The organism is Dyella ginsengisoli LA-4, from assembly GCF_000334915.1.
Taxonomy (GTDB): domain Bacteria; phylum Pseudomonadota; class Gammaproteobacteria; order Xanthomonadales; family Rhodanobacteraceae; genus Dyella_A; species Dyella_A ginsengisoli_A.
Window position 1 is genome coordinate 1 of the sequence record NZ_AMSF01000094.1, and the last position, 25,102, is coordinate 25,102.

19 protein-coding genes, 1 tRNA gene and 1 pseudogene are annotated in these 25,102 nt (G+C 67.7%); 7 read left to right on the forward strand and 14 right to left on the reverse strand.

The annotated features are described in order from the left end of the window. The 5 genes and pseudogenes from C693_RS22270 to hemN all read right to left on the reverse strand — a co-directional run. Positions 1-216 (reverse strand): annotated as a pseudogene (locus C693_RS22270) (hypothetical protein); the annotation flags it as partial. Between the two features lie 2 nt (positions 217-218). Next, entirely contained in the window at positions 219-1,751 is a 1,533-nt protein-coding gene (gene nirK, locus C693_RS0119410) for a copper-containing nitrite reductase (protein WP_017463945.1), read from the reverse strand. 121 nt (positions 1,752-1,872) lie between these two features. Then, complete coding sequence (locus C693_RS0119415; RefSeq protein ID WP_017463946.1) at positions 1,873-3,114, reverse strand: NnrS family protein; 1,242 nt, start codon at positions 3,112-3,114, stop codon at positions 1,873-1,875. A gap of 82 nt (positions 3,115-3,196) precedes the next feature. Then, positions 3,197-3,958 (reverse strand): helix-turn-helix domain-containing protein, encoded by a 762-nt coding sequence (locus tag C693_RS0119420; protein WP_017463947.1) that lies wholly within the window; start codon positions 3,956-3,958, stop codon positions 3,197-3,199. A gap of 31 nt (positions 3,959-3,989) precedes the next feature. Beyond that, positions 3,990-5,405 carry an oxygen-independent coproporphyrinogen III oxidase gene (gene hemN / locus C693_RS0119425; RefSeq protein ID WP_017463948.1) on the reverse strand — a complete coding sequence of 472 codons (1,416 nt, stop codon included), beginning with the start codon at positions 5,403-5,405 and terminating at the stop codon, positions 3,990-3,992. Positions 5,406-5,564: 159 nt separating this feature from the next. Between hemN and C693_RS0119430 the strand changes: the two genes are divergently transcribed. The 6 genes from C693_RS0119430 to C693_RS0119455 all read left to right on the forward strand — a co-directional run bounded on the left by C693_RS0119430 (position 5,565) and on the right by C693_RS0119455 (position 16,802). Beyond that, positions 5,565-6,590, forward strand: a complete 1,026-nt coding sequence (locus C693_RS0119430; RefSeq protein ID WP_017463949.1) for a LacI family DNA-binding transcriptional regulator — start codon at positions 5,565-5,567, stop codon at positions 6,588-6,590. 267 nt (positions 6,591-6,857) lie between these two features. Then, positions 6,858-9,341: a glycoside hydrolase family 3 protein gene (locus tag C693_RS0119435; protein ID WP_017463950.1), complete on the forward strand. Its 2,484-nt coding sequence runs from the start codon at positions 6,858-6,860 to the stop codon at positions 9,339-9,341. A gap of 258 nt (positions 9,342-9,599) precedes the next feature. Further along, complete coding sequence (locus C693_RS0119440; protein WP_017463951.1) at positions 9,600-12,014, forward strand: TonB-dependent receptor; 2,415 nt, start codon at positions 9,600-9,602, stop codon at positions 12,012-12,014. Between the two features lie 194 nt (positions 12,015-12,208). Continuing rightward, a complete protein-coding gene (locus C693_RS0119445) occupies positions 12,209-13,789 on the forward strand; it encodes a tryptophan halogenase family protein (RefSeq protein WP_017463952.1) in 1,581 nt (526 codons plus the stop codon). Positions 13,790-13,884: 95 nt separating this feature from the next. Beyond that, positions 13,885-14,496, forward strand: coding sequence for a DUF2170 family protein (locus tag C693_RS22785; RefSeq protein ID WP_017463953.1), 612 nt, complete (start codon positions 13,885-13,887; stop codon positions 14,494-14,496). 305 nt (positions 14,497-14,801) lie between these two features. Continuing rightward, the gene (locus C693_RS0119455; protein WP_017463954.1) at positions 14,802-16,802 is read left to right on the forward strand and encodes an SPFH domain-containing protein; all 2,001 of its coding nucleotides are present in this window, start codon (positions 14,802-14,804) and stop codon (positions 16,800-16,802) included. A 179-nt stretch (positions 16,803-16,981) separates the two neighbouring features. On the opposite strand, the gene C693_RS0119460 is transcribed toward C693_RS0119455, so the two are convergent. From C693_RS0119460 to C693_RS0119485, 6 genes are all read right to left on the reverse strand, one after another. Then, positions 16,982-18,232, reverse strand: a complete 1,251-nt coding sequence (locus C693_RS0119460; protein WP_017463955.1) for a YbfB/YjiJ family MFS transporter — start codon at positions 18,230-18,232, stop codon at positions 16,982-16,984. After that, positions 18,229-18,465 (reverse strand): tautomerase family protein, encoded by a 237-nt coding sequence (locus tag C693_RS0119465; RefSeq protein ID WP_017463956.1) that lies wholly within the window; start codon positions 18,463-18,465, stop codon positions 18,229-18,231. Before C693_RS0119465 ends, C693_RS0119460 begins: the two co-directional genes overlap by 4 nt. Before the next feature lie 57 nt (positions 18,466-18,522). Continuing rightward, entirely contained in the window at positions 18,523-19,233 is a 711-nt protein-coding gene (locus C693_RS0119470) for an SDR family NAD(P)-dependent oxidoreductase (protein ID WP_017463957.1), read from the reverse strand. Positions 19,234-19,334: 101 nt separating this feature from the next. Next, complete coding sequence (locus tag C693_RS0119475; protein ID WP_017463958.1) at positions 19,335-20,306, reverse strand: LysR family transcriptional regulator; 972 nt, start codon at positions 20,304-20,306, stop codon at positions 19,335-19,337. A gap of 110 nt (positions 20,307-20,416) precedes the next feature. Further along, positions 20,417-21,103 carry a ChrR family anti-sigma-E factor gene (locus tag C693_RS0119480; protein ID WP_017463959.1) on the reverse strand — a complete coding sequence of 229 codons (687 nt, stop codon included), beginning with the start codon at positions 21,101-21,103 and terminating at the stop codon, positions 20,417-20,419. Beyond that, a complete protein-coding gene (locus C693_RS0119485) occupies positions 21,100-21,675 on the reverse strand; it encodes a sigma-70 family RNA polymerase sigma factor (RefSeq protein WP_017463960.1) in 576 nt (191 codons plus the stop codon). Before C693_RS0119485 ends, C693_RS0119480 begins: the two co-directional genes overlap by 4 nt. Positions 21,676-22,028: 353 nt before the next feature. On the opposite strand from C693_RS0119485, the gene C693_RS0119490 reads away from it, so the two are divergent. Further along, a tRNA-Ile gene (locus C693_RS0119490) sits at positions 22,029-22,104 on the forward strand. A gap of 250 nt (positions 22,105-22,354) precedes the next feature. Here C693_RS0119490 and C693_RS23900 read toward each other — a convergent pair. From C693_RS23900 to C693_RS24070, 3 genes are all read right to left on the reverse strand, one after another. Beyond that, positions 22,355-22,882, reverse strand: coding sequence for a helix-turn-helix domain-containing protein (locus tag C693_RS23900; RefSeq protein WP_157798669.1), 528 nt, complete (start codon positions 22,880-22,882; stop codon positions 22,355-22,357). A 271-nt stretch (positions 22,883-23,153) separates the two neighbouring features. After that, positions 23,154-23,771 carry a YkgJ family cysteine cluster protein gene (locus C693_RS23245; protein ID WP_083868373.1) on the reverse strand — a complete coding sequence of 206 codons (618 nt, stop codon included), beginning with the start codon at positions 23,769-23,771 and terminating at the stop codon, positions 23,154-23,156. Between the two features lie 104 nt (positions 23,772-23,875). Beyond that, complete coding sequence (locus C693_RS24070; protein ID WP_198506911.1) at positions 23,876-25,096, reverse strand: HNH endonuclease; 1,221 nt, start codon at positions 25,094-25,096, stop codon at positions 23,876-23,878. Positions 25,097-25,102 lie beyond the last annotated feature (6 nt).

The window sequence follows — 25,102 nt, forward strand, 5'->3', positions numbered from 1 at the left end:
CGGGGGGGGGCGGCGCACGAAGGCGAGGAACTCGGCGTTGGTCACCGGTTCGGTGCGCAGGGCGAACGGCGCCACCTGCGCCGGGGCGGTCTTGCCGTCGGCCGGCAGCACGCTGGCGAAGCGCCCGCCGGGCAGCGGCACGTACTCGGCGGCACCGGCCGTGGCGCAGGCCACGGCCAGCAGCAGTCCCGCCAGCGCCGGAGCGCGCGGGGTCATGGTCAGTGCCCCGCGGCCGCGGCAGGCGCCGGCCTGGCGCGCACCTTGGCTACCTCGTCCTTGGTCACCTGGCCGCCGGGGTTGTCCCAGCTGTTGAGCACGTAGGTGAGGATGTTGGCCACCTCGTCGTCGGTGAGCTGGGTCATCGGCGGCATCACCGAGTCGTACTCGACGCCGTTGACGGTCACCTTGCCGTTGAGGCCGTGCAGCGGGATCGCGATCAGTGCGGCCTTGTCCTTGCCGGCCAGCTTCGCCACGTAGTCCGACTTGGCCAGCGGCGGGAACACGCTGGGCAGGCCGGCGCCGTTGGCCTGGTGGCAGACCGAGCAGGTACCGGTGAACAGCTGCTTGCCGGCGGCGATCTGCTCGTCCTTGCTCAGCGTGCCGGCGGCGTTGGCCTTCGCGGCGGTGGCCACCGCGTGCAGGTTCGGTTCGGCGCGGTCGCCGAGGTAGACCGAGTCGACCTCCTTGCCCGAGTAGATCGCCTTGTTCTCCGGGCCGTCCACCTTGAGGATGCCCAGCGCGCCCTTGTTGAAGGCGCGGAAGATCGAGTGGTCCACCAGCACGTAGCTGCCCGGCACCTGGGTCTTGAACTCGACCATCGCGGCGCCGCCGGAGGGGATCAGCGTGGTCTGCACGTTGTGCTGTTCGACGGTGCCGCCTTCCTGCCGCACCGTGTCGAAGATCTCGCCGATCACGTGGAAGCTGGACACCAGGTTCGGGCCGCCGTTGCCGACGAACAGCCGCACCGTCTCGCCGACCTTGGCAGTGAGCGCCTTGTCGCCGGTGAGCGCGCCTTCGTGGCCGTTGAACAGCACGTAGGTCGGCTTCTCGTCGATCGCCTTGTCCATGTCGAAACCCTGGTGGCCCTTCTCGCGGTACTTGCCGACCGTGTAGAAGTCGCCCTGCATCACGTAATACTCGTGGTCGACCTTGGGCATGCCCTCCGGCGGTTCGACCAGGATCAGCCCGTACATGCCGTTGGCGATGTGCATGCCGACCGGTGCGGTGGCGCAGTGGTAGACGAAGATGCCCTGGTTGAGCGCCTTGAAGGTGAACTGCGACTCGTGTCCCGGCGCGGTGAAGCTGGAGGCCGCGCCGCCGCCCGGGCCGGTGACGCCGTGCAGGTCGATGTTGTGCGGCATCTTGGAGTCGGGCGAGTTCTTCAGGTGGAACTCCACCGTGTCGCCCTGGCGCACGCGGATGAAGCTGCCCGGCACGGTGCCGCCGAAGGTCCAGTAGGTGTAGGTGACGCCCTCGGAGATCGGCATCTCCTTCTCGATCACTTCCAGGTCGACGATGACCTTGGCCGGATGGTTGCGGTGGATCGGCGGCGGCACGTTCGGCGGGCTGGTCAGTACCGCGTGGATCGGCTCGCCCTGCGGTGGGCCGAAGTCGCCGGGAATAGCGCTCTGCGCGGCGGCCTGCGGCGGCGCCGTGCCGGTGGTGGGCGTGGTGGCATCGGGCTTGCCCGAGCAGGCGGCGATCGCCAGGACGCTGGCGGTGGCCAGCAGGGTGCGCAACAGCGTGGACATGATCTTTCCCCTTTCGTTATCCGTGACGACGAGGTTAGGGAGGCCCTTGGCGGCGCCCCTGATACAGATCAGTCGCAAGAGCATACGCCTGCGCTGCGACAAGCCGCCACAGCGCAGGCGGTCAGCCGGGCCGGCCGTCGGCGCGCGGGGTGAGGTAGATCCAGGCCGAGCGCAGTACCCACGGCGCGAAGGCCAGCAGCCAGCCGACGGCGGCGAACACCAGCCAGCGGTAGGCGTCCGTGCCCAGTTCGGCGCGTACCCGCAGCACCAGCACGCCCTGCAGGGCGAGGAAGCACAGCCACGGCACTGCGCCCATCTGCAGCAGCCGGCCGGAGTGGCCCTGGGTGACGCGGGTGACCATCGCCACCAGCATCGAGCCGAAGTAGCCGATGGTCAGCACGTGCAGCGGCACCAGGCCGAGCGCCGCCTCGCCACGCAGCGCCAGCCACAGGCTCTGCACCGCGAACAGCGCCATCGCCACCGGCAGCCAGGCGAATGCCAGGTGCAGCGCGAACAGCAGGCCCGGGCGCCGCGCCTTCCACGGCTGCCAGGCGAACGCGTGCCACCCGAACACCAGCGCCAGCGGCAGGTCGGCGAGCCAGCGCCAGGCGCTGGTGCCGGCGGTTTCCAGCGCGATGTGCGCGAGCAACAGCACCCAGATCGCGGGCAGGCTCCAGCGCGGGCGCACCATGCGGTAGCCGGGCACCGCGTTGGCGCTGAAGAACGGGATCATCCGGTGGCACACGCTGAAGTACACCGGCAGCAGAAAGCCGAACACGCCCAGGCGGATCGCCAGCGGCATCAGCCATGCCGGTGCGCCGGCCAGCGCCGCCAGACCCAGGACGAGCCCGAGCGCGCCCGTCGCCAGGCCCGCCAGGCACGACCATGCGTGGGCGTTGCGCGCTGTCGCAGCGCGCAGCACGCCGGCCAGCGGCAGCAGCGCCAGTCCGTAGCCGGCCAGCATCAGCGCCACGCCGATCCGCAGCAACGGCAGGCTGCCCAGCAAGCCGGCGTGCGCCAGCAGGTAGCCGCCGAACACCGATCCGGCCACTGGCACGTAGCGCGAGCGTGGCAGTGCCGGGCGGTCGAGCCAGCGCGGAAACACGGTCAGCAGGAAGCCGAACATGAACAGCGGAAGCATCCCGTACACGGTCAGCAGGGCGTGGCCCCAGGCCGGCGGTACCGGTGGCTGCGGCCACGACGACCAGCCGAAGCGCAGCGCGGCCAGTTCCAGCGCCCACCACGCCATGCTGGTCAGCACGGTGCAGGCGCCGGCGAAGAACAGCACGCGATGCGGCGCGCCGGTGAGCGCCGCGGGTGACCACGGCGCCGTTCGGGTGGCTGGAAAGGGAAGATCGGCCATGGCAGGGACCCTGCAGACGGGGCCCCATGCTCGGCGCCGGGCGCCGCGGGCACCCTGATCCAGGTCAGTGCCGGCCGGGACCTCAGCCCGGCAGCAGGCCCTCGCCCAGCTGGCGCAGGGCGTCCGCATCGAGCAGTTCGACCTGCCGACCTTCCAGTGCGATCAGCCCCTGGCTGCGGAAGCGGGTGAGCACCCGGCTGACGGTTTCCGAGGCCAGCCTCAGGTAGTTGGCGATGTCGCCGCGCGACATGCTCAGCGCGAAGCGCGTGCCGGAAAAGCCGCGCGCCTCGTAACGGCTGCCCAGGTCGCACAGGAACGCGGCCACGCGCTCGTCGGCGCTGTGGTCGCCGGCCAGCAGGCTGGCCGTGCCGAGCTCCTTGCTGAGCAGGCGGAACAGGTGCTGCTGCACCGCCGGCATGCGGGTCGCGAGCGCGCTCATGGCGGGGAACGAGAAGCGGCAGAACTGCGCGTTCTCCAGCGCGATCGCGTCGCAGGGGAACTGCTCGGGATAGATCGCGTTGAGCCCGATCACCTCGCCCGGCAGGTAGAAGCCCAGCACCTGCTCGCGGCCGTCGCGATCGACCAGGCAGGTTTTCACCGTGCCGGCGCGCACCGCGAAGATCGCGCGGAACGGGTCGCCGGTGCGGAACACGTGATCGCCGGTGCGGTAGGGCCCGACATGCTCGACCAGGCAGTGCAGCGCCTCCAGCTCGGGCTTGCCGTAGCCGACCGCCAGGCACGCGCCGGCGAACGCACAGGTGCGGCAGAAGCGGATGGCATCGCCGTCGTCGGCGATCGGGCTGGAGGGCTCGGGCAGGCGACCGGCCCGCGTGTCGGAACGCATCGTGGGAACAGCCTCTTGAACATCCATGGCGTCAGATAGCGCGCGAATAGCGGGTAGGCGGCGCGCCGGCATCCAGATAGGCGTCGAAGCACATGGCGATGATACGCAGCAACAGGCGGCCGCGCGAGGTAGTGACGATGCGCGGCCCCTCGATCGAGACCAGGCCGTCCGCTTCCAGCTGCTCCAGGCGGGCCATCGCGTCGGCGAAGTAGACGTCGAAGTCGATCCGGTGGCGCGCGCCGAAGGCGTCGCGGTCGAGCGTGCCCTGGCACATCAGCTCGCCGATCGCCGCGCGCCGGATCAGGTCGTCCTCGCTCAGCCGCAGGCCGCGCGCCACCGGCAGGTGACCGGCATCCAGCGCGGCGTAGTAGCCGGGCAGGTCGCGCACGTTCTGGATGTAGCAGTCGCCGATGCGGCCGATCGCGCTGACTCCGAGGCCGACGATGTCGCAGTCGCCGTGGGTGGAGTAGCCCTGGAAGTTGCGTTGCAGCTGGCCGGCGCGCTGCGCCCGGGCCAGTTCGTCGTTCGCCTTGGCGAAGTGGTCCATGCCGATGTAGACGTAGCCGGCCCCGGTCAGCCGCTCCAGCGCCCGCCCGAGCAGGGCCAGCCGGGTGGCGGCGTCGGGCAGCAGGTTGGCGTCGAGCTGCCGCTGCGCCTTGAACATCTCCGGCAGGTGGGCGTAGCCGTACACGGCCACGCGGTCCGGCGAGAGCGCGATCACCTCGGTGAGGGTGCGGTCGAAGCCGGCCACGGTCTGCAGCGGCAGGCCGTAGATCAGGTCCACGCTGCTGGACGCGAAGCCCGCCTCGCGCGCCGCGTTCAGCACCGCGGCGGTCTGCGCCACCGACTGGATCCGGTTCACCGCCTGCTGCACGGCCGGGTCGAAGTCCTGGATGCCGACCGAGACTCGGTTGAAGCCGAGCTCGCCCAGCTCGCGCACGTAGTCGCCGTCGGCGAAGCGCGGGTCCAGCTCGATGCCGTACTCGCGCTCGCGGCCGCGCTCCATGCTGAAGTGGCGGTCCAGCGACTGCATCAGCTCGCGCATGCGCTCGATGTCGAGGAAATTCGGGGTGCCGCCGCCGAAGTGCAGCTGGCGCACCGGCCGGTCGCGGTCGAACAGCGGGGCGATCAGGCCGATCTCGCGGTACAGGCGCTCGAGGTAGCGGTCGGCCTTGCCGACGTCGCGGGTGATCACCCGGTTGCAGCCGCAGTAGAAGCACGGGCTCATGCAGAACGGCACGTGCACGTAGACCGACAGTGGCCGCGGGATCGGCTCCTCGTTGGACTCGCGGATCGCCTCGCGCAGCTCGGCGGCGCCGAAGTCGCTGCGGAAATGCGGCGCGGTCGGATAGCTGGTGTAGCGGGGGCCGTTGACGTCGTAGCGGGCGATCAGGTCCGCGTCGAAAGTGGGTGGCTGGATCACGGTGGCGGTACGGGTAGCTTCCATGGCGCGCACTGTGCCGGGTCGCGGCTGGCGGCATCTTGATCAGGATCAGTCCGGCGACGGGTCGTACCCCGGCGCGGCCCGGCCGGGCCACCCCCGCCTTGTCACGCCATCCGCGCCACAGGCATAGTCGATCGGTGGCAGGGGGTGTCGGGAGCGAGCATGCGGGTCCGCCTTGAAGATGTAGCGCGTGCGACGGGCGTGTCGCCCAAGACCGTATCCCGCGTGCTCAACGAGGAGCCGTCGGTCAAGGAATCCACCCGCCAGCGCGTGCTGGCCGCGATGGAGCAGATGAATTACCGGCCGAGCCCGGCGGCACGCGGCCTGGCCGGCAGCCGCTCGTTCCTGGTCGCAATGCTTTACGACAACAACGACAACCCCGCCTCCACCTACCTGGCCGAGATCCAGGATGGCGTGCTGGAGGCCTGCAACGCCAACCGCTACAGCATGATGGTCTGCCCGCTGCGTACGCGCGTGCAGGATTTCATCCGTCGCGTCGACGCGCTGGTCGCCGACCACCACATCGATGGTGTGATCGTGACGCCTCCGCTCACCGACAACACCGCCCTGCTGCGGCGCTTGAAGGAGCACGGCGTGCCGCACGCGAGCATCTCCCCGCTGCGTCACGAGGGGACGATCGGCGTGTGCATGGACGAGCAGCAGGCCGCCAAGGCGCTGGTCGGCGAGCTGGTGAAGCTCGGCCACCGCCGCATAGCGCACATCCTGGGCATTGCCGACCACGGCGCCAGCCGCTGGCGCCTGGCCGGGTACAAGGAGGCCCTGGCCGAGGCCGGCCTGCCGTTCAACCCGGACTACGTGGTGCAAGGGCAGTTCACCTTCGGCTCCGGCGTGCTCGCGGCGCGCGAGCTGTTCCTGCGCTCGACGCTGCCCACCGCGATTTTCGCCGCCAACGACGACATGGCCGCCGGCGTGATGTGGGCCGCCAACGAGCGCGGCCTGAAGGTGCCACGCGACCTGTCGGTCTGCGGCTTCGACGACACGCCGCTGGCCACCCAGCTGTGGCCGCCGCTGACCACCGTGCGCCAGCCCAGCCGTGAGATGGGCAAGCTCGCCACCCAGCAGCTGATGGAGGTGCTGCGTGGCCGTGGCGAGGGCCTGCTGCTGCAGGTGCCGTACTCGTTGCAGATGCGCGAATCGACCGGCGCACCACCGCCCGCCGCGATCTGAGCGGCACCGGCCTGCCCGGAATCGCTGGCGTGTCCGCGCACTGCCGGTAGATACCCCGGGCCCCGTTCTGATGCCGTTTCGGCGCTCCCGGCCCGCCTTTCGGTCGCGAAAGCGCGCGCTCCGGAAATGCTGCACTGCAATTTGACAGCGCTGTCATTTCTGCCAGTCTGCGCCCCCGGAGCGGCTCCGCGAGGGAAGCCGCGCGCTTCGCAGCGAGGGGAGAAAGGCGTGCCCGCAACCGTCCGTCACCGGCGTTCCGTCCCGGCCATGCTGGCCGCCACCCTGTCCTGCCTGCCGCTGGCAGCGGCGATCGCCGGCCCGCCCGCCACCGCCGTGCACCCGGATCGCTGGCCGAGCGCGCACTGGCCGTTCCCGGCCGATCCGGCGCTCGAGCACAAGGTTGCCGGGCTGATGGCGAAGATGACGGTGGAGGAAAAGGTCGGCCAGCTGATCCAGGCCGACATCCTCAGCGTGACCCCGGACGACGTGCGCAAGTACCACCTCGGCGCGATCCTGGCCGGCGGCAACTCCAAGCCCGGCGGCGCGCTGACTGCCGACGCGAAGCAGTGGCTGGCGCTGTCCGACGCGTTCTACCGCGCGGCGATGGACCGCCACGATGGTCGCCCGGCGATCCCGCTGCTGTTCGGCATCGACGCCGTGCACGGGCACAACAACACCGTCGGCGCCACGCTGTTTCCGCAGAACTCCGCGCTGGGCAACGCGCACGATCCGGAGCTGATCCGGCAGATCGGCGCCGCCACCGCGGCCGAGGTGCGTGCCACCGGCATCAACTGGACGTTCGCGCCGACCATTGCGGTGCCGCAGGACGTGCGCTGGGGGCGCAGCTACGAGGGCTACTCGCAGGATCCGAAGCTGGTCGCCGAATACTCGCGGGCGATGGTCGAGGGCCTGCAGGGCCGGGTCGGCACGCCGCAGTTTCTCGACGACGCCCACGTGATCGCCACCGCCAAGCACTTCCTCGGCGACGGCGGCACGAAGGACGGCAAGGACCAGGGCGATGCCGAGATCAGCGAGCAGCAGCTGATCGACATCCACGCCGCCGGCTATCCGCCGGCGATCGACGCCGGCGTGCAGACGGTGATGGCCTCGTTCTCCAGCTGGAACGGCGTGAAGATGCACGGCAACAAGGCCCTGCTCACCGACGTGCTCAAGCAGCGGATGGATTTCCAGGGCCTGCTGGTCGGCGACTGGAACGCGCACGGCCAGATCCCCGGCTGCAGCAACACCGATTGCCCGATCGCCTACAACGCCGGCATGGACATGCTGATGGCGCCGGACAGCTGGAAGGGTCTCTACGAGCACACGCTGGCCGAGGTGAAGGCCGGCACGATCCCGATGGCGCGGCTGGACGACGCGGTGGCGCGGATCCTGCGGGTGAAATTCCGCGCCGGCCTGTTCACCGCCGGCCTGCCGTCGGCGCAGCCGCTGGCACGCCGTGCCGACCAGGTGGTCGGCAGTCCCGCCCACCGGGCGCTGGCCCGCCGCGCCGTGCGCGAATCGCTGGTGCTGCTGAAGAACAACGGTGGCCTGCTGCCGCTGGATCCGCGCAAGCGCATCCTGGTTGCCGGCGAGGGCGCCGACAACATCTCGCGCCAGTGCGGCGGCTGGACCCTGACCTGGCAGGGCACGGGCCTGAACAACAAGGATTTCCCCGGGGCGCAGTCGATCGGCGCCGGCATCGTCGCCCAGGTGAAGGCGGCCGGTGGCCATGCCGAGATCGCCACCGACGGCCACTACACGCACAAGCCCGACGTGGCGGTGGTGGTGTTCGGCGAGGATCCCTACGCCGAGTTCCAGGGCGACCTGCCCAACCTGCTCTACCGGCCCGGCGACGACCACGACCTGGAGTTGATCCGCCAGCTGAAGGGCCAGGGCATTCCGGTGGTGGCGGTGTTCCTCAGCGGCCGGCCGCTGTGGGTCAACCGCGAGATCAACGCGGCCGACGCCTTCGTCGCGGCGTGGCTGCCGGGCAGCGAGGGCGAGGGTGTGGCCGACGTGCTGCTGCGCACCCGCGACGGCCGCATCGCCCATGACTTCCATGGCCGCCTCGCCTACGCCTGGCCGCGCACCGCGCTGCCCGGGCAGGCGCCGCCGCAGTTTCCGCTCGGCTACGGCCTGCGCTACACCGACCACGGCACGCTGCCGCCGCTGCCGGACGTGTCGGGGATCCACGGCGAACAGGTCCCGGTGGGCAACTACCTCGAGCGCGGCAAGCCGGTGCACGGCTATGCGGCAAGCCTGGTCGGCGCCGACGGCGACCTCGTGCCCGCCAACGTTTCCGCCGCCAGCGCCGGCGACGGCAGCCTGCGGATGAGCGCGATCGACTACCACGCGCAGGAAGATTCGCGCCGGCTCGCCTGGACCAGCCCGCGCGCACTGTTCACCGTGCAGGCCCGTGCGCCGCTCGACCTCGATCGCCAGACCAATGGCGACGTGCTGCTGGTGACCACCCTGCGCGTGGATGCGCTGCCGCGCGCCGACGCATGGGTCGGCCTCGGTTGCGGCCATGGCTGCCAGGGGCGTGTGCCACTGGGCGCCACACTGGCCGGACTGCCGCAGGGGCAGTGGGTGCGGGTGGGCGTGCCGCTGAAGTGCTTCCGTGCCGCGGGAGCGGACATGCACCACATCGACCGCCCATTCGAGCTCGGCGCCGGGGCGGGGACGGCGCTGACCGTATTCCGCGTGGCGCTGGGGACGGACGCCGACCAGGTGGTCCGATGTCCCCGCTAGCGACGCCATCGGCCCGATCTATCGGGCGGGTTCGGGTTGCTTCGCAGCATGGCGAAGCAACCCGGCGAGGAGGGGGACGTATTTCCTGATCGTATTCAGTGGCTTGTCGGGCAATTTGGGTGTGCTGCCGCGCGTCAAGCTTCTGTGCAAGAGCTCTTTTATCATTACGTATGACAGCGCTGTCATTTCGGGGATAGAGGATCGCGCCGCGCCGAGGGCTGCGGCATCGAACCATCAGACCATCTGGAGGGGAATTACATGAAGCTGCGCTACTCGGCGTTGTATGTCGCCATGACCCTGGTGCTCGCACCGGGAACCGTGCTGGCCGCCCCGCAGGACGCTTCGTCCGGCAAGGCGCCGGTGGAAAAGAAGATCAAGCAGCTGGACACCGTCGAGGTAAGCGCGACCAAGCGCGAGACGCCGCTGCAGAAGACACCCGTGGCGGTCAGCGCGATCTCCGCCGATACGCTCGACAAAGAGCGGGTGATGACCGTTCAGGACCTGACCAAGCTGGTGCCGGGCCTGCAGGGAACGTCCGAGGGCGACCACGGCGTGGTCACCCTGACTCTGCGCGGCATCGGCAACGACAGCGCCAAGACCGAATATGCCGACCCCGAGGTCGCCACCTTCGTCGATGGCGTCTACACCCCGCGCGCCGAGGCAGCGGCCAGCCTGCTGCTGGACATGGACAGCGTGGAAGTGCTGCGCGGTCCGCAGGGCACGCTGTGGGGCCGCAACTCCACCGCCGGCGCGATCAGCTTCACCACCGCCAAGCCGGACATCGGCGGCGGCTTCTACGGCAACGGCAGCATCGAGGCCGGCAACTACAACCAGAGCGGCGTGCGTGCCGCGGTGAACCTGCCGATCAGCAGCACCTTCGCCATGCGCGTGGCCGCGGTGCACGAGCAGCACGACGGCTACGTCGACTACCAGAACCCGATCGGCCAGATTCCCTCGGTCGACCAGCAGCGCGTGAACTATCTGGCCAACGGCGGCGATCCGGCGGCGTTCCAGCCGATCAACCCGAACGACTTCGTGCACGGCGGCAAGAAGTACAACGCGCAGGACCAGTCGGCCGCCCGCGTCAGTGCACGCTGGAAGCCGTCGGACAGTTTCCTGTGGGACATCTCCTACGAGTACTTCACCGACCGCGGTACGCCGAGCATGAACCTCATGCAGCAGCCGCGCCCCGGGCAGAAGTTCTGGTCGACCCTGGCCGACGTGGCGCCCTACCTGGACCGCACCTCCAAGGCGGTGCGCAGCCGGATCGACTGGAACATCAACGACGGCATGGAGCTGACCTACGTGGCCGGCTACAGCCGCTACTCCGGCAAGAGCGACTTCGACCAGGACGGCGGCGTCAACGTGCCGACCAGCTTCACCACCAACGGTGTGTACCAGGAAGACCGCACCAACTACTCCAACTACAAGAGCTACAGCCACGAGCTGGACCTGAAGTCGACCGGCGAGCAGACCATCGACTGGATCCTCGGCGCGTACTACGCCCACGAGAACAACAACATCCGCTTCGACATCCCGATCATGAACGGCACCCAGCAGGGCACCGTCAGCTGGCAGGGCTCGTTCATCCAGCCGGAGGAGCTGGTGGACTCCACCGCGGCGTTCGGCCAGGCGACCTGGCACATGAGCGATACCTGGCGCCTCACCGGTGGCGCGCGCTGGTCGCACGACAAGCGGCAGAACCGCGGCGGCATCAACTGGGGCTGGGGCTATAACGCAGCGTATCCGCAGCTGCCGCTCTCGCCCTGGCAGAGCCCGGCGGATGCCGGCTTCAACATCAGCCAGCACAACGATGGCACCTACAGCAAGAGCAAGCCGACCTGGCTGGTGCGACTGGATCACGACCTTGGCGCGAACGGTCTGATCTACGCCAGCGTGTCCACCGGCTACAAGTCCGGCGGCACCCAGGACGGCGGTGCGCTGTACAAGCCGGAGACCCTCACCAACTACGAGATCGGCACCAAGTTCTCCTTCCTCGACGGTCACCTGACCTGGAACAGCGCGGCTTATTACGAGGTGTTCAAGAACTATCAGCTGTCCGCGCCGGTGACTTACCCCGACGGCACCCACGGCCTGGGCTTTGCCAACGTCGGCGGCAAGACCAAGGTGGCCGGCTTCGAGTCCGAGCTGGCGTATTCGGCAGCCAATGACCGTGCCACGATGGTGCTGTCGATCATTCCGGAAAAGAAGCTGGGCACCGAGCGCTACGCGGCCAGCAACGACTACTACGTGCCGACCGCCTGCCCGCCGGAATCGACCATCAGCAACAACTGCATGGACATCACCGGCAACGATCTTCCGCATGCGCCGGACGTCTCGCTCACCGCGATCTACGAGCACGACTTCGTGCTCGGCAACGGTGGCCGCCTGACCCCGCGCATCAGCTCGCAGTACCAGAGCGCGCAGTGGCTGAGCTGGTTCAACTTCGGCAACGGCGACAAACAGAAGGCCTACGTGCGCACCGACCTGGCGCTGCGCTACACCGAGCCGGGCGACAAGTGGTACGTCAACGCCTACGTGCAGAACGTCAGCGACGGCAAGGTCAAGAGCAGCGCGGCCGGCAGCACCCTGCTGGCCAACGGCACGGTGGCCTTCACCTCGCAGTACCTGCCGCCGCGTACCTATGGCGTGCAGCTCGGCTTCTGGTTCTGAGTTGTCGATGGCGGCGTGTCGTGAGCAGCGCGCCGCTCCCTTTTGCCGTTCCCCTGCCGGCATCACTGGTGCCGATGCCGGCTCCCTCCCCTTGAATGGCGCAACGGCCGGAGTTCCCCGCGGGGCTCCGGCCTTTCTTTGCGGTCGGGCGGGGTCGGGAGGACGATGGCACCGCAGCGGGTAAGGAGCCGACGATGGCGCGGATCAACAGAGTGCTGGTGGTCGGCGGCGGCACGGCCGGGTGGCTGGTCGCGTGCTACCTGGCCCGGGCGATGCGGTCGAGCGATCCGTCTGCGATCCAGGTGCATCTGGTCGAAGCGGAAAACATCGGCCTGCTCGGCGTGGGTGAGGCGACCGTTCCCTCGATCCGCGGCATCCTGGCCGCGATCGGCCTGGACGAGCGTCGGTTCCTCGACGGCGCACACGCCACCTACAAGCAGGGCATCCACTATCGCCACTGGGTCCGCCCTCCGGGCACGCCGGGCCGCGACGCGTTCTTCCATCCCTTCAGCCAGCCCAGCCAGCGCCCGGGTGGTCCGGAGCTGCTGCCTTACTGGCTGCTGGGCGAGGCGCCTGCGGAACTGCCGTTCGCCGAGGCGGTGACCCTGCAGAGCCGGGTGGTCGAACGCGGGCGGGCACCGAAGCGGCCGCAGGATCCCGACTACCAGGGGCCGCTCAACCATGCCTTCCACTTCGACGCGGCCTGTTTTGCCCGGGTTCTCGCCGAGCACGGCACGCAGACGCTCGGCGTGCACCGCCACGTGGCCACGGTGGAGCGTGCCGAGCTGGACGAACATGGCGCGATCGCAAGGCTGATCACCACCGAGCTCGGGCCGATGACCGCCGACCTCTACGTCGACTGCACCGGCCTGCGCAGCCGTCTCGCCGGCGACGCCATGCAGTCGCCCTTCTCCAGTCGCGCCGACGTGTTGTTCGCCGACCGCGCCGTGGCGATGCAGGTGCCGTACGAGCGGCCCGATGCGCCAATCCCTTCGTACACCATCGCCACCGCACAGGAGGCCGGCTGGACCTGGGATATCGGCCTGCAGCAACGTCGTGGCGTGGGTTACGTGTACTCCTCCCGACACACCGACGACGCGCGCGCCGAACAGGTGCTGCGCGGTTACCTCGGCACCGCGGCGGAAGGACTGACGCCGCTGCGTATCCGCTTCGAGACCGGCTATCGGCCGGAACACTGGCGGCACAACTGCGTGGCGGTGGGACTGGCCGGCGGCTTCGTCGAGCCGCTGGAATCGACCGGCATTGCCCTGGTCGAGTTGGGGGCCTACCTGCTCACCCATGCGCTGCCGGCCGAGCTCGAGGACCTGCCGCGGATCGCCCGTCACTACAACTCGATGATGGTGGCGCGCTACGAACGGATCATCGACTTCATCAAGCTGCACTACTGCCTCAGCCAACGGCGTGACACACCGTTCTGGCGCGACAACACGGCGGCCGGCAGCATCCCGCAGACGCTGCAGGACAAGCTTGCGCTGTGGAAGCATCGCCCGCCACATCGGCTGGATTTCGTCGGCGACCTGGAGATGTTCCTGGTGGCGAGCTGGCAATACGTGCTGTATGGCATGGAGTTCCACACCGATCTCGCCCCGATGCGCAGCGCGTATACGCAGGCGGCGGAGGCGCGGCAGGAGTTCGCCACGATCCAGCAGGTGGCGGCGCGCGCGCTGGACGACCTGCCCGATCACCGCGCCCTCGTCGAACGGATGGTGCGCGAGCACCGCGAGCGCGCCGGGCGGACGCACGCGGCGGCCTGATCCGGCGTCCGCCGATTTCGCTTGCGACCGGCAAATCCCGGGCGTATAGTTACGCGTAACGTTACGCGTAACTATCGGTTCAAGGGGATTCCATCATGACCAACCGCAAGGCGCCCAGCGCCGGCGCCGCGCGCCAGAAGGCGTTCCGCGAGCGCATGAGCGGGCTGGGCATGACCATCCCGCGCATCTACATGACCGAAGACGAGCAGGGAATGGTGCGCGAGTTCCTGCGCCGTGCCCGCGGCGAGCACACCGAGCAGCTGGTGGCCGGCATGGACTTCGCCAGCATGCACGAAAAGTGGAGCGCGCCGCGGCTGTGCGAGGCACTCGCCGTGCATGCCGGCCACCATGGTGAGCTGCGCGAGGTGCATCTGCAAGGCCTGCCGCCGGCCATCGGCCTGTCGCTGGCGCGCTACGGCAACCTGCCGGCGCGGCTGACGGTCGGCGACGAAGAGATTTTCGCGACGACGGTGCTCTGCACGAAGGACGCGGTGAAGCATGCCGCGCGCTTCAACGAAGCCTGTCTTCGCCTGGGTCCGACCCTGCCCCTGTCCAACGTGGGCCTGGTCGGTGACGACTACATCCTGTTCGGTCAGCTCTCGGCGCACGCGCCGCTGGCCAACATCGTCGAGGAGCTTGACGTGTTGGGCCGCAATGCGGTGAAGGCGAACGAGGAGCTGGCCGATCTGATCCGCTTCCAAGGGTGATGCCATGCACGCCTGTCCCGCCACGAACCGTCGCCCGCGAGGGCCGGATCGTCACCTGAAACGGACGCTCCGCGGCACCGGGTAAGCCGCTCCGTCCGTCGACACTACCCACGCGCCGACCCAGCGACGGGACCTCCGTCGCAGCGCCGACCTGCACGCTTTTTTCTGCCCACGCCTCCGGCGTGACGGGAGCGGCTTGCCCGATCGCCGCCGTCGGCACGTGGCGCGGGTGGCGTCGACGCATTCCGCCTCTTTCCTCCCGCCCGGCACGCGCGCCGGGCCCACTGCAAAAAGGACTTGCCACCATGATCTGGCTCATCACTGCGGCTGCGGCCGTCGTCATCCTGGCGTTGCTGGTGTTCGCCTCCAACGTCATCGTCTACATCCCCAACGACCGCGTCGGCATCGTCGAGCGGCTGTGGGGCGCACCCTCGTTGACCGAGGGGCTGATCGCCCTGAAGGGCGAGGTGGGCTTCCAGCCGCAGGTGCTGCGCGGCGGCCTGCACTACTTCTTCCCGTTCCAGTACCGCGTGCACAAGGAGGACCTGGTCACCATCCCGCAGGGCGAGATCGGCTACGTGTTCGCCCGCGACGGCAAGGACCTGGCCGATGGCCAGGCGCTGGGCCGCAGCGTGGACGGCGGCATCGTCGACGTCGCGGCGTTCCTGCGCGGCGGCGGCCAGAAGGGACCGCAGCGCACGATCCTGCGCGAGGGCACCTATGCACTGAACCTGGCCCAGTTCGCGATCATCACCCTCAACCGCGTGCACGGCCTGCTGCTGTCGCGCGAGGAAGCCGACACCATCGCCAAGATGGGCGCGGTGCTGAACGAGCGTCGCGGCTTTTCGCCGGTGGTGATCGTCAGCGGCCAGGCCCGTGGCGGTACCGAGGACACCACCAACGACCTGCTCGGCGTGGTCACCGTGCACGATGGCCCGGTGCTGCCGCCGGACGAGATCGTGGCGCCGCGCGTCGGCCAGGACCCGACCAACGTGGCCACGTTCCACAACAACTTCCAGAACATCGACGCGTTCCTGCGCGCCGGCGGCAACCGCGGCCGCCAGCACCAGGTGCTGGTGGAGGGCACTTACTACATCAACCGGCTGTTCGCCACGGTGGACTTCATTCCCAAGACCGTGGTGCCGGTGGGCTCGGTCGGCGTGGTCGTGTCCTACATCGGCAAGACCGGCGCGGACCGCTCGGGCGACGGCTACTCGCACGGCGAGCTGGTCGACAACGACTGCCGCGGCGTGTGGAAGGAGCCGCTGCTGCCCGGCAAGTACGCGTTCAACACGTACGCCGGGAAGATCCAGCTGGTGCCGACCACCAACTTCATCCTCAAGTGGACCCCGGAGGTGACCAACCTGCACAAGTTCGACGAGAACCTGACCGAGGTCTCGCTGATCACCAAGGACGCGTTCGAGCCGCTGCTGCCGCTGTCGGTGGTGGTGCACATCGACTACCGCAAGGCACCGCTGGTGGTGCAGCGCTTCGGCGACATCAAACGGCTGGTCGACCAGACGCTGGACCCGATGGTCAGCGCGTACTTCAAGAACATCGGCCAGACCAAGACGCTGATCCAGCTGATCCAGGACCGCGCGGCGATCCAGATGCTGGCCGGCGAGCAGATGAAGGAGCGCTTCGCCGCCTACAACCTGGAGCTGCAGGAGGTGCTGATCGGCACCCCGCACGGCAGCGCCGGCAACGCCTCGGGTGCGCGCATCGACACCATCCTCAACCAGTTGCGCGATCGCCAGGTGGCGATCGAGCAGGTCGCCACCTACGAGCTGCAGGAGCAGTCGGCGATGAAGGAGCGTTCGCTGCGCGAGGCTCGGGCCACCACCGACATCCAGGCGGAACTGACCAACTCGTCGATCCAGATCGCGATCAAGAAGAACGTCGGCGAGGCCGCCGTGGTGGAAGCCAACAAGCGCGCCGAGGTGATCGGCATCAACGCCGACGCCGAGCGCCGCCGCCTCACCGCGGAGGGCGACGGCAGGGCTTCGGCGATCGCTGCGGTCGGCAAGGCGGAGGCCTCGGCGATCCAGGCCAAGTCGCAGGCGCTCACCGGCGAAGGCGCACGGCTGCAGCTGATCAACACGCTGGGCGCGCAGTTCGCCGAGGCGATCCGCGATGGCCAGATCGCCATCGTGCCGAAGATCGCGCTGGGCGGTGATGCCGGCGGCCAGGGCATCGGCTCGCTGATCCAGCTGGCCAGCTCGCTGCTGGCCGAGCGGGCCGACGCCGGCCTGGCGGACGACACCCCGCGCGTCGCCGCCGAAGGCAGCAGCGCACCGACCGCGTAAGCGGTTCGCCACCCCCGCCTTCGGGACGAGGGCGGGGGTGGCGCCGGAGGTCATCGGCAAGGAAGCGCGGCAAGGAAGCGCGGCAAGGAAGCGCGGCAAGGAAGCGCGGCAAGGAAGCGCGGCAAGGAAGCGCGGCAAGGAAGCCAAGAGCCCCGCCGGAAAGGCGGGGCTTTTTTTCTTCAGTCGGGCGGCGACCCGTGGCGCTGCGCCGCGGCCCCCGCCGAGTTCACGACCAGATCGATGGTCAGCGCCAGCAGCAATGCCCCGGAGCCGACCAGGAACAGCTGTCCGTAGCGTCCACCGTCGTGAGCGAACAGGTAGGACATGCCGTAGGCGCCGGCGGCCTGCAGCAGGGCGAAGCCGGTGGTCGCGCGGCTCCAGGCCGCCTTCTGCGCGGCATGGTCGTGCGGCAGCGCTTCGTGGATGCGACCCAGCGCCAGCGGCACGATGCCGGGGGTGAAGGCACCGACCACGACGCTGGAAATCACCAGCCACACGGCACCCGGAAGCAGCGCCGGCAAGGCCACCGCGATCGCCTCGATCAGATAGGCCAGCCGCAGCGCCCGGCCGAAACCGATCCGGTCGGCGAGATGACCGGTGAGCACCGGTCCGGCCAGCGCCCCGAGCCCGAACAGCACCCAGTACGCCGAACCGGTCTGCACGCCCAGTCCCAGGCCGCGCGCGACGAAGTCGACCAGGAAAATCATGTGCGGCACCAGCCCGGTGGCGTTCAACGCATACCCTGCGTACAGCGCGCCCAGTGTCCATGCGTGCCCCGGACTCCGCCGACGCGACACGGCGGGGTCGACGCGTTGGGCGCCGTCGTCGGGCCAGCCTCGCCAGGCCAATGCGGTGAGTGCCAGCGAGATCGCACCCAGTCCCAGCCACGTCGCCACCAGCCCGTGGTGAAGCAAGCGTGGCACCAGCGTGCCGGACGCGGCGATGCCGGCTCCGACGCCCATGAAGATCACTCCGCTGGCCAGCCCGCGCCGCGACGGTGGCACGTGCGGCAACACCGCGGTTGCCGCCAGCACCATCAGGCCGCCGCCGGCGAGACCGGAGGCGAATCGCCAGACGAAGAACCAGCCGAACGACAGCGGCCACGCGCTGGCCAGCATCGCGACGGAGGCCAGCACCATCATCGCGCGGACCACACCGCGCACCGCCACGAGTTTCGCCGCCGGCCGCGCCAGCACGGCGCCGGCCAGATAGCCGGCGAGGTTGGCGGCGCCGAGATAGGCCGCGCTGGACGCGGCGAACCATTTTGCCGCCACGATCGCCGGCAGCAGCGGCGTATAGGCGAAGCGGGCGATGCCGATGCCGACCAGGCTGGCGCAGAACCCCGCCAGCGTGGCCTGCCATGCAGTGACCGGGCGTGGCGCGGACGCTGCGGCCAGCGCACCGTCGCCTGCCGGTGCGGGCCGGTTCACGGCTTGCCTGCCGCCCGCCGGCGGCGGAACTCGAGCGCGGGCAGGCCGCCCCAGCCCCAGTTCTCCGTGGGCACTTCGTCGATCACCACGAAGGTGGATTCCAGCGGCTTGTCCAGCACGTCCAGCATCAGCTGGCTGGCGCCGGCGATCAGCGCGGCCTTTTCTTCCTCGGTCATCGCGCTGCGGCCCGGGGCGGTACCCTCGCGGGTGACCTGGATGTTGATGTACGGCATGACGGTGTCTCCTTTGTGCGAAGGGAAAGGCGGGCCGGCGGCCCGCCTTCATCAGGCTCAGTGGCCGGCGCTCTGGCCACCGTCGACGTGCAGGATCTCGCCGGTGACGAAGCCCGCCGATTCCAGGAACAGCACGGCGTTCACCACGTCGGCGATCTCGCCCATCCGGCCGACCGGGTGCAGCGCGGCGAGGACGCCGTGCGTCTCGGGCCCGTGCATCGGCGTCTTGACCACGCCCGGCGAAACGGCATTCACGCGCACGCCGCGCTTGGCGTACTCGATTGCCAGGGACTTGGTGGCGGCGTTGAGCCCGCCCTTGGTCAGCGAAGCGAGCACCGACGGCACGCCGTCGATGGCGTGGTCGGTAAGGCTGGTGGTGATGCTCACCACGTGACCGCTGCCCTGCTTCTCCATCTCGGCGATGGCCAGCTGGGTGATGTGGAAGAAACCGTCGAGGTTGACCGAGAGGTTGGCCGCGTAGTCTTCCGCGGTGAATGCAGTGAACGGCTTGGCGCTGAAGATGCCGGCATTGTTGACCAGCGAATCGATGCGGCCGAACTTCTGCAGCGCCTCGGCGACGATGCGCTCGGCCACGGCACGGTCGGCGATGTCGCCGGCCACGGTCAGCACGCCCGGATCGCTGGACGGCTTGATGGAGCGGGAATTGGCGACCACGCGATAGTTGCGGTCACGGAAGGCCTGGACCAGGCCGGCGCCGATGCCCTGCGAGGCACCGGTAACGATGGCGACTTTCTGCTGAGTGTTCATGGTGTGCGTCTCTCTTGAATGTGGAGTTCGGCTGGATGCCGATCGGGCCCTCGCCCGACGCCCCACAATCTAGACACGCACGGCCGGTTATCGAATACCCGTCAACCGGCAGACATTCTTCCGCGACGCGGTGGAATCGGCCGCGTCGGCGCCATCTCCAGATCCTTCGCCAGGCTGGCAAAGCGGGTGCGCAGGAGCGGCAGCGCGAAGTCGACGAAGGCGCGCACCTTGGGCACCGACAGCCGTCCATACGGCGCCACGAGATGCACCGGAATACGCGGCGGCTCGGCGTCGGCAAGCACCACCCGCAGCTGCCCGTGCCGGATCTCCGTTGCCACGTGGTAGGACAGCAGCCGCGTCACGCCGTGACCGTCCACCGCCGAGGCGATCGCCGCGCGCACGTTGTTCACCACCAGCCGCGGCGTGAACGCGACGGCGCGCGGCACCGAGGAACCGTCCAGCGGCGGAAAGCTCCACGACTCCGGGCCCATGTGCCGCATCGCGATGACCTGGTGCTTGGCCAGGTCGGCCGGTTCGCCGATGCGTGGGTGTGCCGCCAGGTAGCGCGGCGCCGCGACGACGACGCGGCGCACCTCGCCGACGGGCTGCGCGACCATGGTGGAATCGGGCAGGTGGGTGATGCGCAGCGCCAGATCCATGCCTTCGTCGATCAGATTCACCGCGCGCTCCAGCAGGTGCAGTCGCACGCTGACCGTGGGAAAGGCGTCCATGTACGCGTCGACGATCGGGCGCAGGATCTCCACGCCGGCGAACATGGTGGCGGTGATGGTCAGGGTGCCGTGCGGCACCGAGCGCTCACCGGCGGCGCTGCGGTCGGCCTCCTCCAGTTCCATCAGCACCTTGCGGCAGGCCGCCGCGTAACGCTCGCCGGCCTCGCTCAACTTCAGCGAACGGGTGGTCCGGTGCAGCAGCGGCACGCCCACATGGGCTTCGAGGAAGGCGACGGCACGACTCACCGCCGCGGGAGAGCGGCCGGTGCGTCGGCTGGCGCCGGCGAGACTGCCTTCGTCCAGTGCGGCGACGAAGACCTTCATGGCATCGATGCGGTCCATGTGACGTGCTCCGCGGTCGGGTACGGAGCAAGTGTCCTACAACGACCCCGGCGACGCAGGCGCGGCAGACCGGGCCGCTGCGCCGCGGCACGTGTCGGCGCGGCTGGGGATCAGAGCCCGACCAGCGGCTGCAGCTTGCGCGCGAACCAGCCCGGGAACCGCAGCGGTGCGTCCAGGGCGGCCACGCAGATGCATGGCACGCCGGGCGAGGTCACCGGCTGGTGCTCTATGTCGCTATCCAGGTCGGCCATGTCGCCTGGACCGAAATGGCCGAGCGCGTCGTCGTAGGCACCCTTGAGGATCTGGGTCAACTCGCTGCCGCCGTGGCTGTGCACCGGCATGCTCTTGCCCGGGGCGATCTTCAGCATGATCAGGTTGTCGCCGGAGGGCCGCGAGGATTTGATCATGTGCACGCCCGGCGCGGTCCAGCGCCAGCGCAGGGCGCGCCAGGAGGTGCCGAAATACGGATGCAGCGCCCGCGGCAGGAGGTCGGTACCGGTCACCCGCGAGGCCGCGTGATCATCGTCGCCGCCGAGCGTGCTGGTTGGGCGCATCTGGGGCGTCGCGTCGAGACGCGCGAGCATCGCCTCGCGCAGCTGCGCGAGCAGCCCCGGCTCGTCCGTGGGTTGGCGCTGGCTGAGCAGGACGCCGCCGATGCGTTCGGCCCCCGCCAGCTGCGCGCGGCAATGCCCGCAGGCTTCCAGGTGCGTCGCCGCCACGGCGCGCATGCCGTCGGTGAGCGCGCCGGCGGCGTAGCTGACCAGGGTGGCCTCGTCCAGGTGATGGCGCGGGGTCATGCTGCACCTCCGCAGACTTCCACCTGCAGCTTCAGGAAGGCCCGGCGCAGCCCGGACTTCACCGTGCCGAGAGGCATGCCGAGCTCCGCCGCGATCTCGCTGTGCGACTTGGCCTCGAAGTAGGACATGCGGATCAGGCGGGCCTGGGTTGCCGGCAGCCGTTCGATCCGACGGGCCAGGTCCACGTGGTCGGCGTAGCTTTCCGCCCGGGAATACGGCTCGTCGGGCGGATCCTCGGCCGGCTCGGCGCCCTCGGGCAGGGCAACCCAGTAGCGCTCCTGCCTCAGGCGATCGATGTGCAGGTTGCGCGCGATGCGGAACAGCCACGTGGCCAGGCTGCCGCGACCGGCATCGAACATGCCGGCACGCTGCCAGAGGCGCAGCAAGGCCTCCTGGGCCAGCTCTTCGGCGACAGCCTCGGGCGACCCCTGTCCGCGCAGATAGAGCCGCACCCGGGGGAAGAAGTGGTCGTAGATGCGCATGAAACTGTCGCGATCGCCACAACGGGAAACCGCCGCCATTTCGGCAGCCCAGTCCTCGGCGGTCTTCGGTTGCGGCTCGTTGGTCGACATGGCTCTCGCCGTTTCGAAGGGCGACAGGCTCCAGCGGTGGGTGTCGGGCGTCATGGTCGAACGGCAGGTTGGCTAGTCCGACTGGTTTACGGACACTGCCCGCTTTCGGATGCGATAGCCAGCGCGACGTGACCGGGTGCACCCGGGAGCGGCGGTAGGGGCGTGCCGGGGAGCATCCCGCGGGACCCGGTGAAGACCGGTGCGCGATCCCACATAGTTTGGCCACGCCCGTCCCACATAGTTTGGCCGCGCGGCAGCTACCTCGGCCTGCAAGCTGTGAGGGTGACAATTGAACGGGGGCCCACAGACCGTCTCGGTCGAAGTGTCTCGCTCCCTTATACTTCCGCGCCTAAGGGCCTGTAGCTCAATGGTCAGAGCAGGGGACTCATAATCCCTTGGTTCCAGGTTCGAGCCCTGGCAGGCCCACCAACTTTCCCGCTCGAAGGCTACGCTTGCCAGCGGATGTTCGCGAGACCGGGACGGCGTCAACATCGATTACCCCCAAGCCGCGGTGCTACTTAAAAGTGGGGGGACGTCGGGACGTCGGGGCGTGTTCAATGCCAGGAATCTGGTTCAGGCCCAGACCAAGGGGCTCAGTCTGATCTGGGCCCATCGGCTGGACGATCTGGGAACTTTCATCGAGGCCACTAAGCCTTAAATCGGCTCCGGTAGCCGAGGCTCATTCGCCCGCAGCGAGCCGGAAGTTTTCGACGGCACGCTCGACCACCCCCTTCCACCCCTTCAAAGTCTTCAGAGCCTTCTCGTTTTCCGCTTCTGCGAACTCTGCGACGTGGACGTAGGGCCTACCCGTGAAGGGGTTCACGGCAATGGACTTGGAAAGCCAACGCCCCTTCGAAAGCGGCTCTACACCAATAAACGAAGTCTCAACCAAGGAGTCCACGGGCCGGGGGACCTCGTTTTCATAGCTGAATAGCATGACGATTTGCTCATCGTCTGCGAGCAAACGCATGAACAACATCAACTTCGCCCCCGGCATAGGGCGCGTCCCGGACTCCCAGGCTTCCCATGAGCGTTTGGATGACGCCACCATGTTGGCGGCTTCTGACGTAGTCAGTTTTTTAGCAAGGCGGGCAGTCTTGATCATGTTGGGAACGTTCAAGGGGAACACGGCATCCTCCGGTTGATGTGTTGGCGTGCCCATTCTGGCAGTTTTTGCCAAAATGGCAAGTCTTACCATTTTGTCCATTTCCACATCCGGGGCAGGCCAGGAGCCTGTGATCACATCTCGGTCGCTTTTTGGGGATCACGAGTGTTGGCGCTCGCGTCGGATTGACCATCGTGCTCGCTTTCGATTGACCACCTCCCCTGACAGCGAACCCTCGCCGCGCGCCAGGTCGGGCGAAAGCGGCCTTGGTCAATCAATTTTCAGCTATCTGGTCAAATCCAGGCGCGCGCCAACAGCTCAACCTCAATCCTTTCGAGAGCCACGATCGGCATTGGGTATGGATCTCTGCCAATCAAGTCTTGGATTGATTATGGGCGCTGAAGAATTGTCGAATATCGGCTGTCTGGCTTCTTCCATCCTTCAGGACAATGTCGACGAACGCGCGATCGACGGTATCAAACCCAGCAAGCGGCAACGTCAGACTGTTAGAGCGATCTGGGTGACACCAATAGGCCGTCTTCGTGAGCGCGACGTGTTTCCTGCATACCATGGGCCGGACCTCGTAAATGCTGCATCTACCTCCGGCCAAGAATGGACATGGAGTTCCATGGAAGTCTTGAGGCAAGCCAAGTGACTTATTTCGGCCTCGCCCCGTGCGCCGCTCGATCAATTCGGCCTCGATTGGGAAGATTTCCACATTGTAGTGGCAACAGCTGGCACACTCAGCCCGACAAGCGGTGTAGGGCGCGACTGCCAGGTTGATGAGATCCATTTCGCGATGGAGCACACGCAGCTTTTTTATGGCGCTCCCAGGGGTTGATGCGACTGTATGCGGGATCGCGTCACCCCGCACCTGGACCTCTCCCGGGATCTCGGCAGCGAGCGTCGCCATGCTATTTTTTGCGTTGGCCACGGCCACATCAGGATTGATCTCGGGTTCGTAATCAAAAGAGGCTTGCTCGACAGACATATCTTTATTCTCCCTGAATATCGGAGACGCAGCGTCGGATATCCCGCTCGACGCCTAATGCAACTACGCCTTTCGGTAGTGCTATAGAGTGAATATTGATTCCATCAAGACGTCCCTTTTTGCATCGACGTGATCAGTTCCCGTAAGGCCTCGACGTTCATCGCAGGCTTCTCTCTATGCACCATTGCATGGCAATTTGGACACAAAGGGATCAGGTGTTCGACCGGATCGATCACGTAGATACCGCTAGACAGTGCGATGTCTTTGCGGTGATGCACGTGGATGAAGTCCTTGCCCAGTTCACCGTAAGTTACCGAGAAGTCGAAGCCACACGCGAAACAGCGTGCACCGTAGTGCGCGATACAAGCCATTCGCGCTTGCGGGTTTCGTTCGACAGCGGTTGATCGCACGTCATAGCGGCTTCCCTCTGTATATGCTGCTCGCCTGGCATCGTCGCTTGACTGACATTTCGCCAAGGTCCAACGCTGATTCTGTCCCCTTTCGACATCCCGACCTACATCATCCCAGAGCTTGTCTGCATTCATGGATGTAAGCATTGCCGCGCGCTGGTGCTGGTACCCGATCACCTGATCATTTCGATCGGCAAAGAAATAGTCACCAACGACCTCCATCACGCGTCGTGTTCCTTCCGCAGCGACAATGACCAAGTCCCCAATTTGCATTCCGTGATACAGATTCCATAGGCTCGGTCCGCCCTGCGCTGAATTGTCGAGATCTGGATAGGCCTCCCGAATGCGGCGACCAATGTCCGCCGAATCGTTGGGCTCCAGCTCGCTCAGATCGCCTATATCAGACCAGCCGATCGCGATGATGTTGTGACTTCCCATCCATTCGAGCGATTGCTTGGCCTGTTCGTGATGAGCGATTAGTCGCCAAATAGTCGGTGTTCGCGTTGAGTCTCCACATTCAACGCCGATCACAGGCTTTGGTTTCATCGCGCCATGTTTAAGGTAACCCGACCAGTCAAATGCCTTGGCAAGTGCGATCTCGTTTTCCCATTTCTTAAACGGGTCCTCGTCGAATCCGAACACCTTGAAATACCCATAGCCGGGGTGAAGTGTTGCGCGGTCAATGATAAGGCCTGTTATACCCGGGAGAGCACGATCAACTGTCCAATCGGCCAGCGAGTTGAGGCCCTGTGTTTTTAGGCTTACGCCGTATGATACGCCCAGGAGAGGCAGTTCCAATGCATCATGGACCTCTTTATAGCCCACGAAAGTGCGTGGATCCTTAGGGTCGGCCTTTGGCAGGCGAGCAACGAGGTACGCGAGAAGGCGATGCCCGGATTCATCCAGTTCTTTCATATTGGC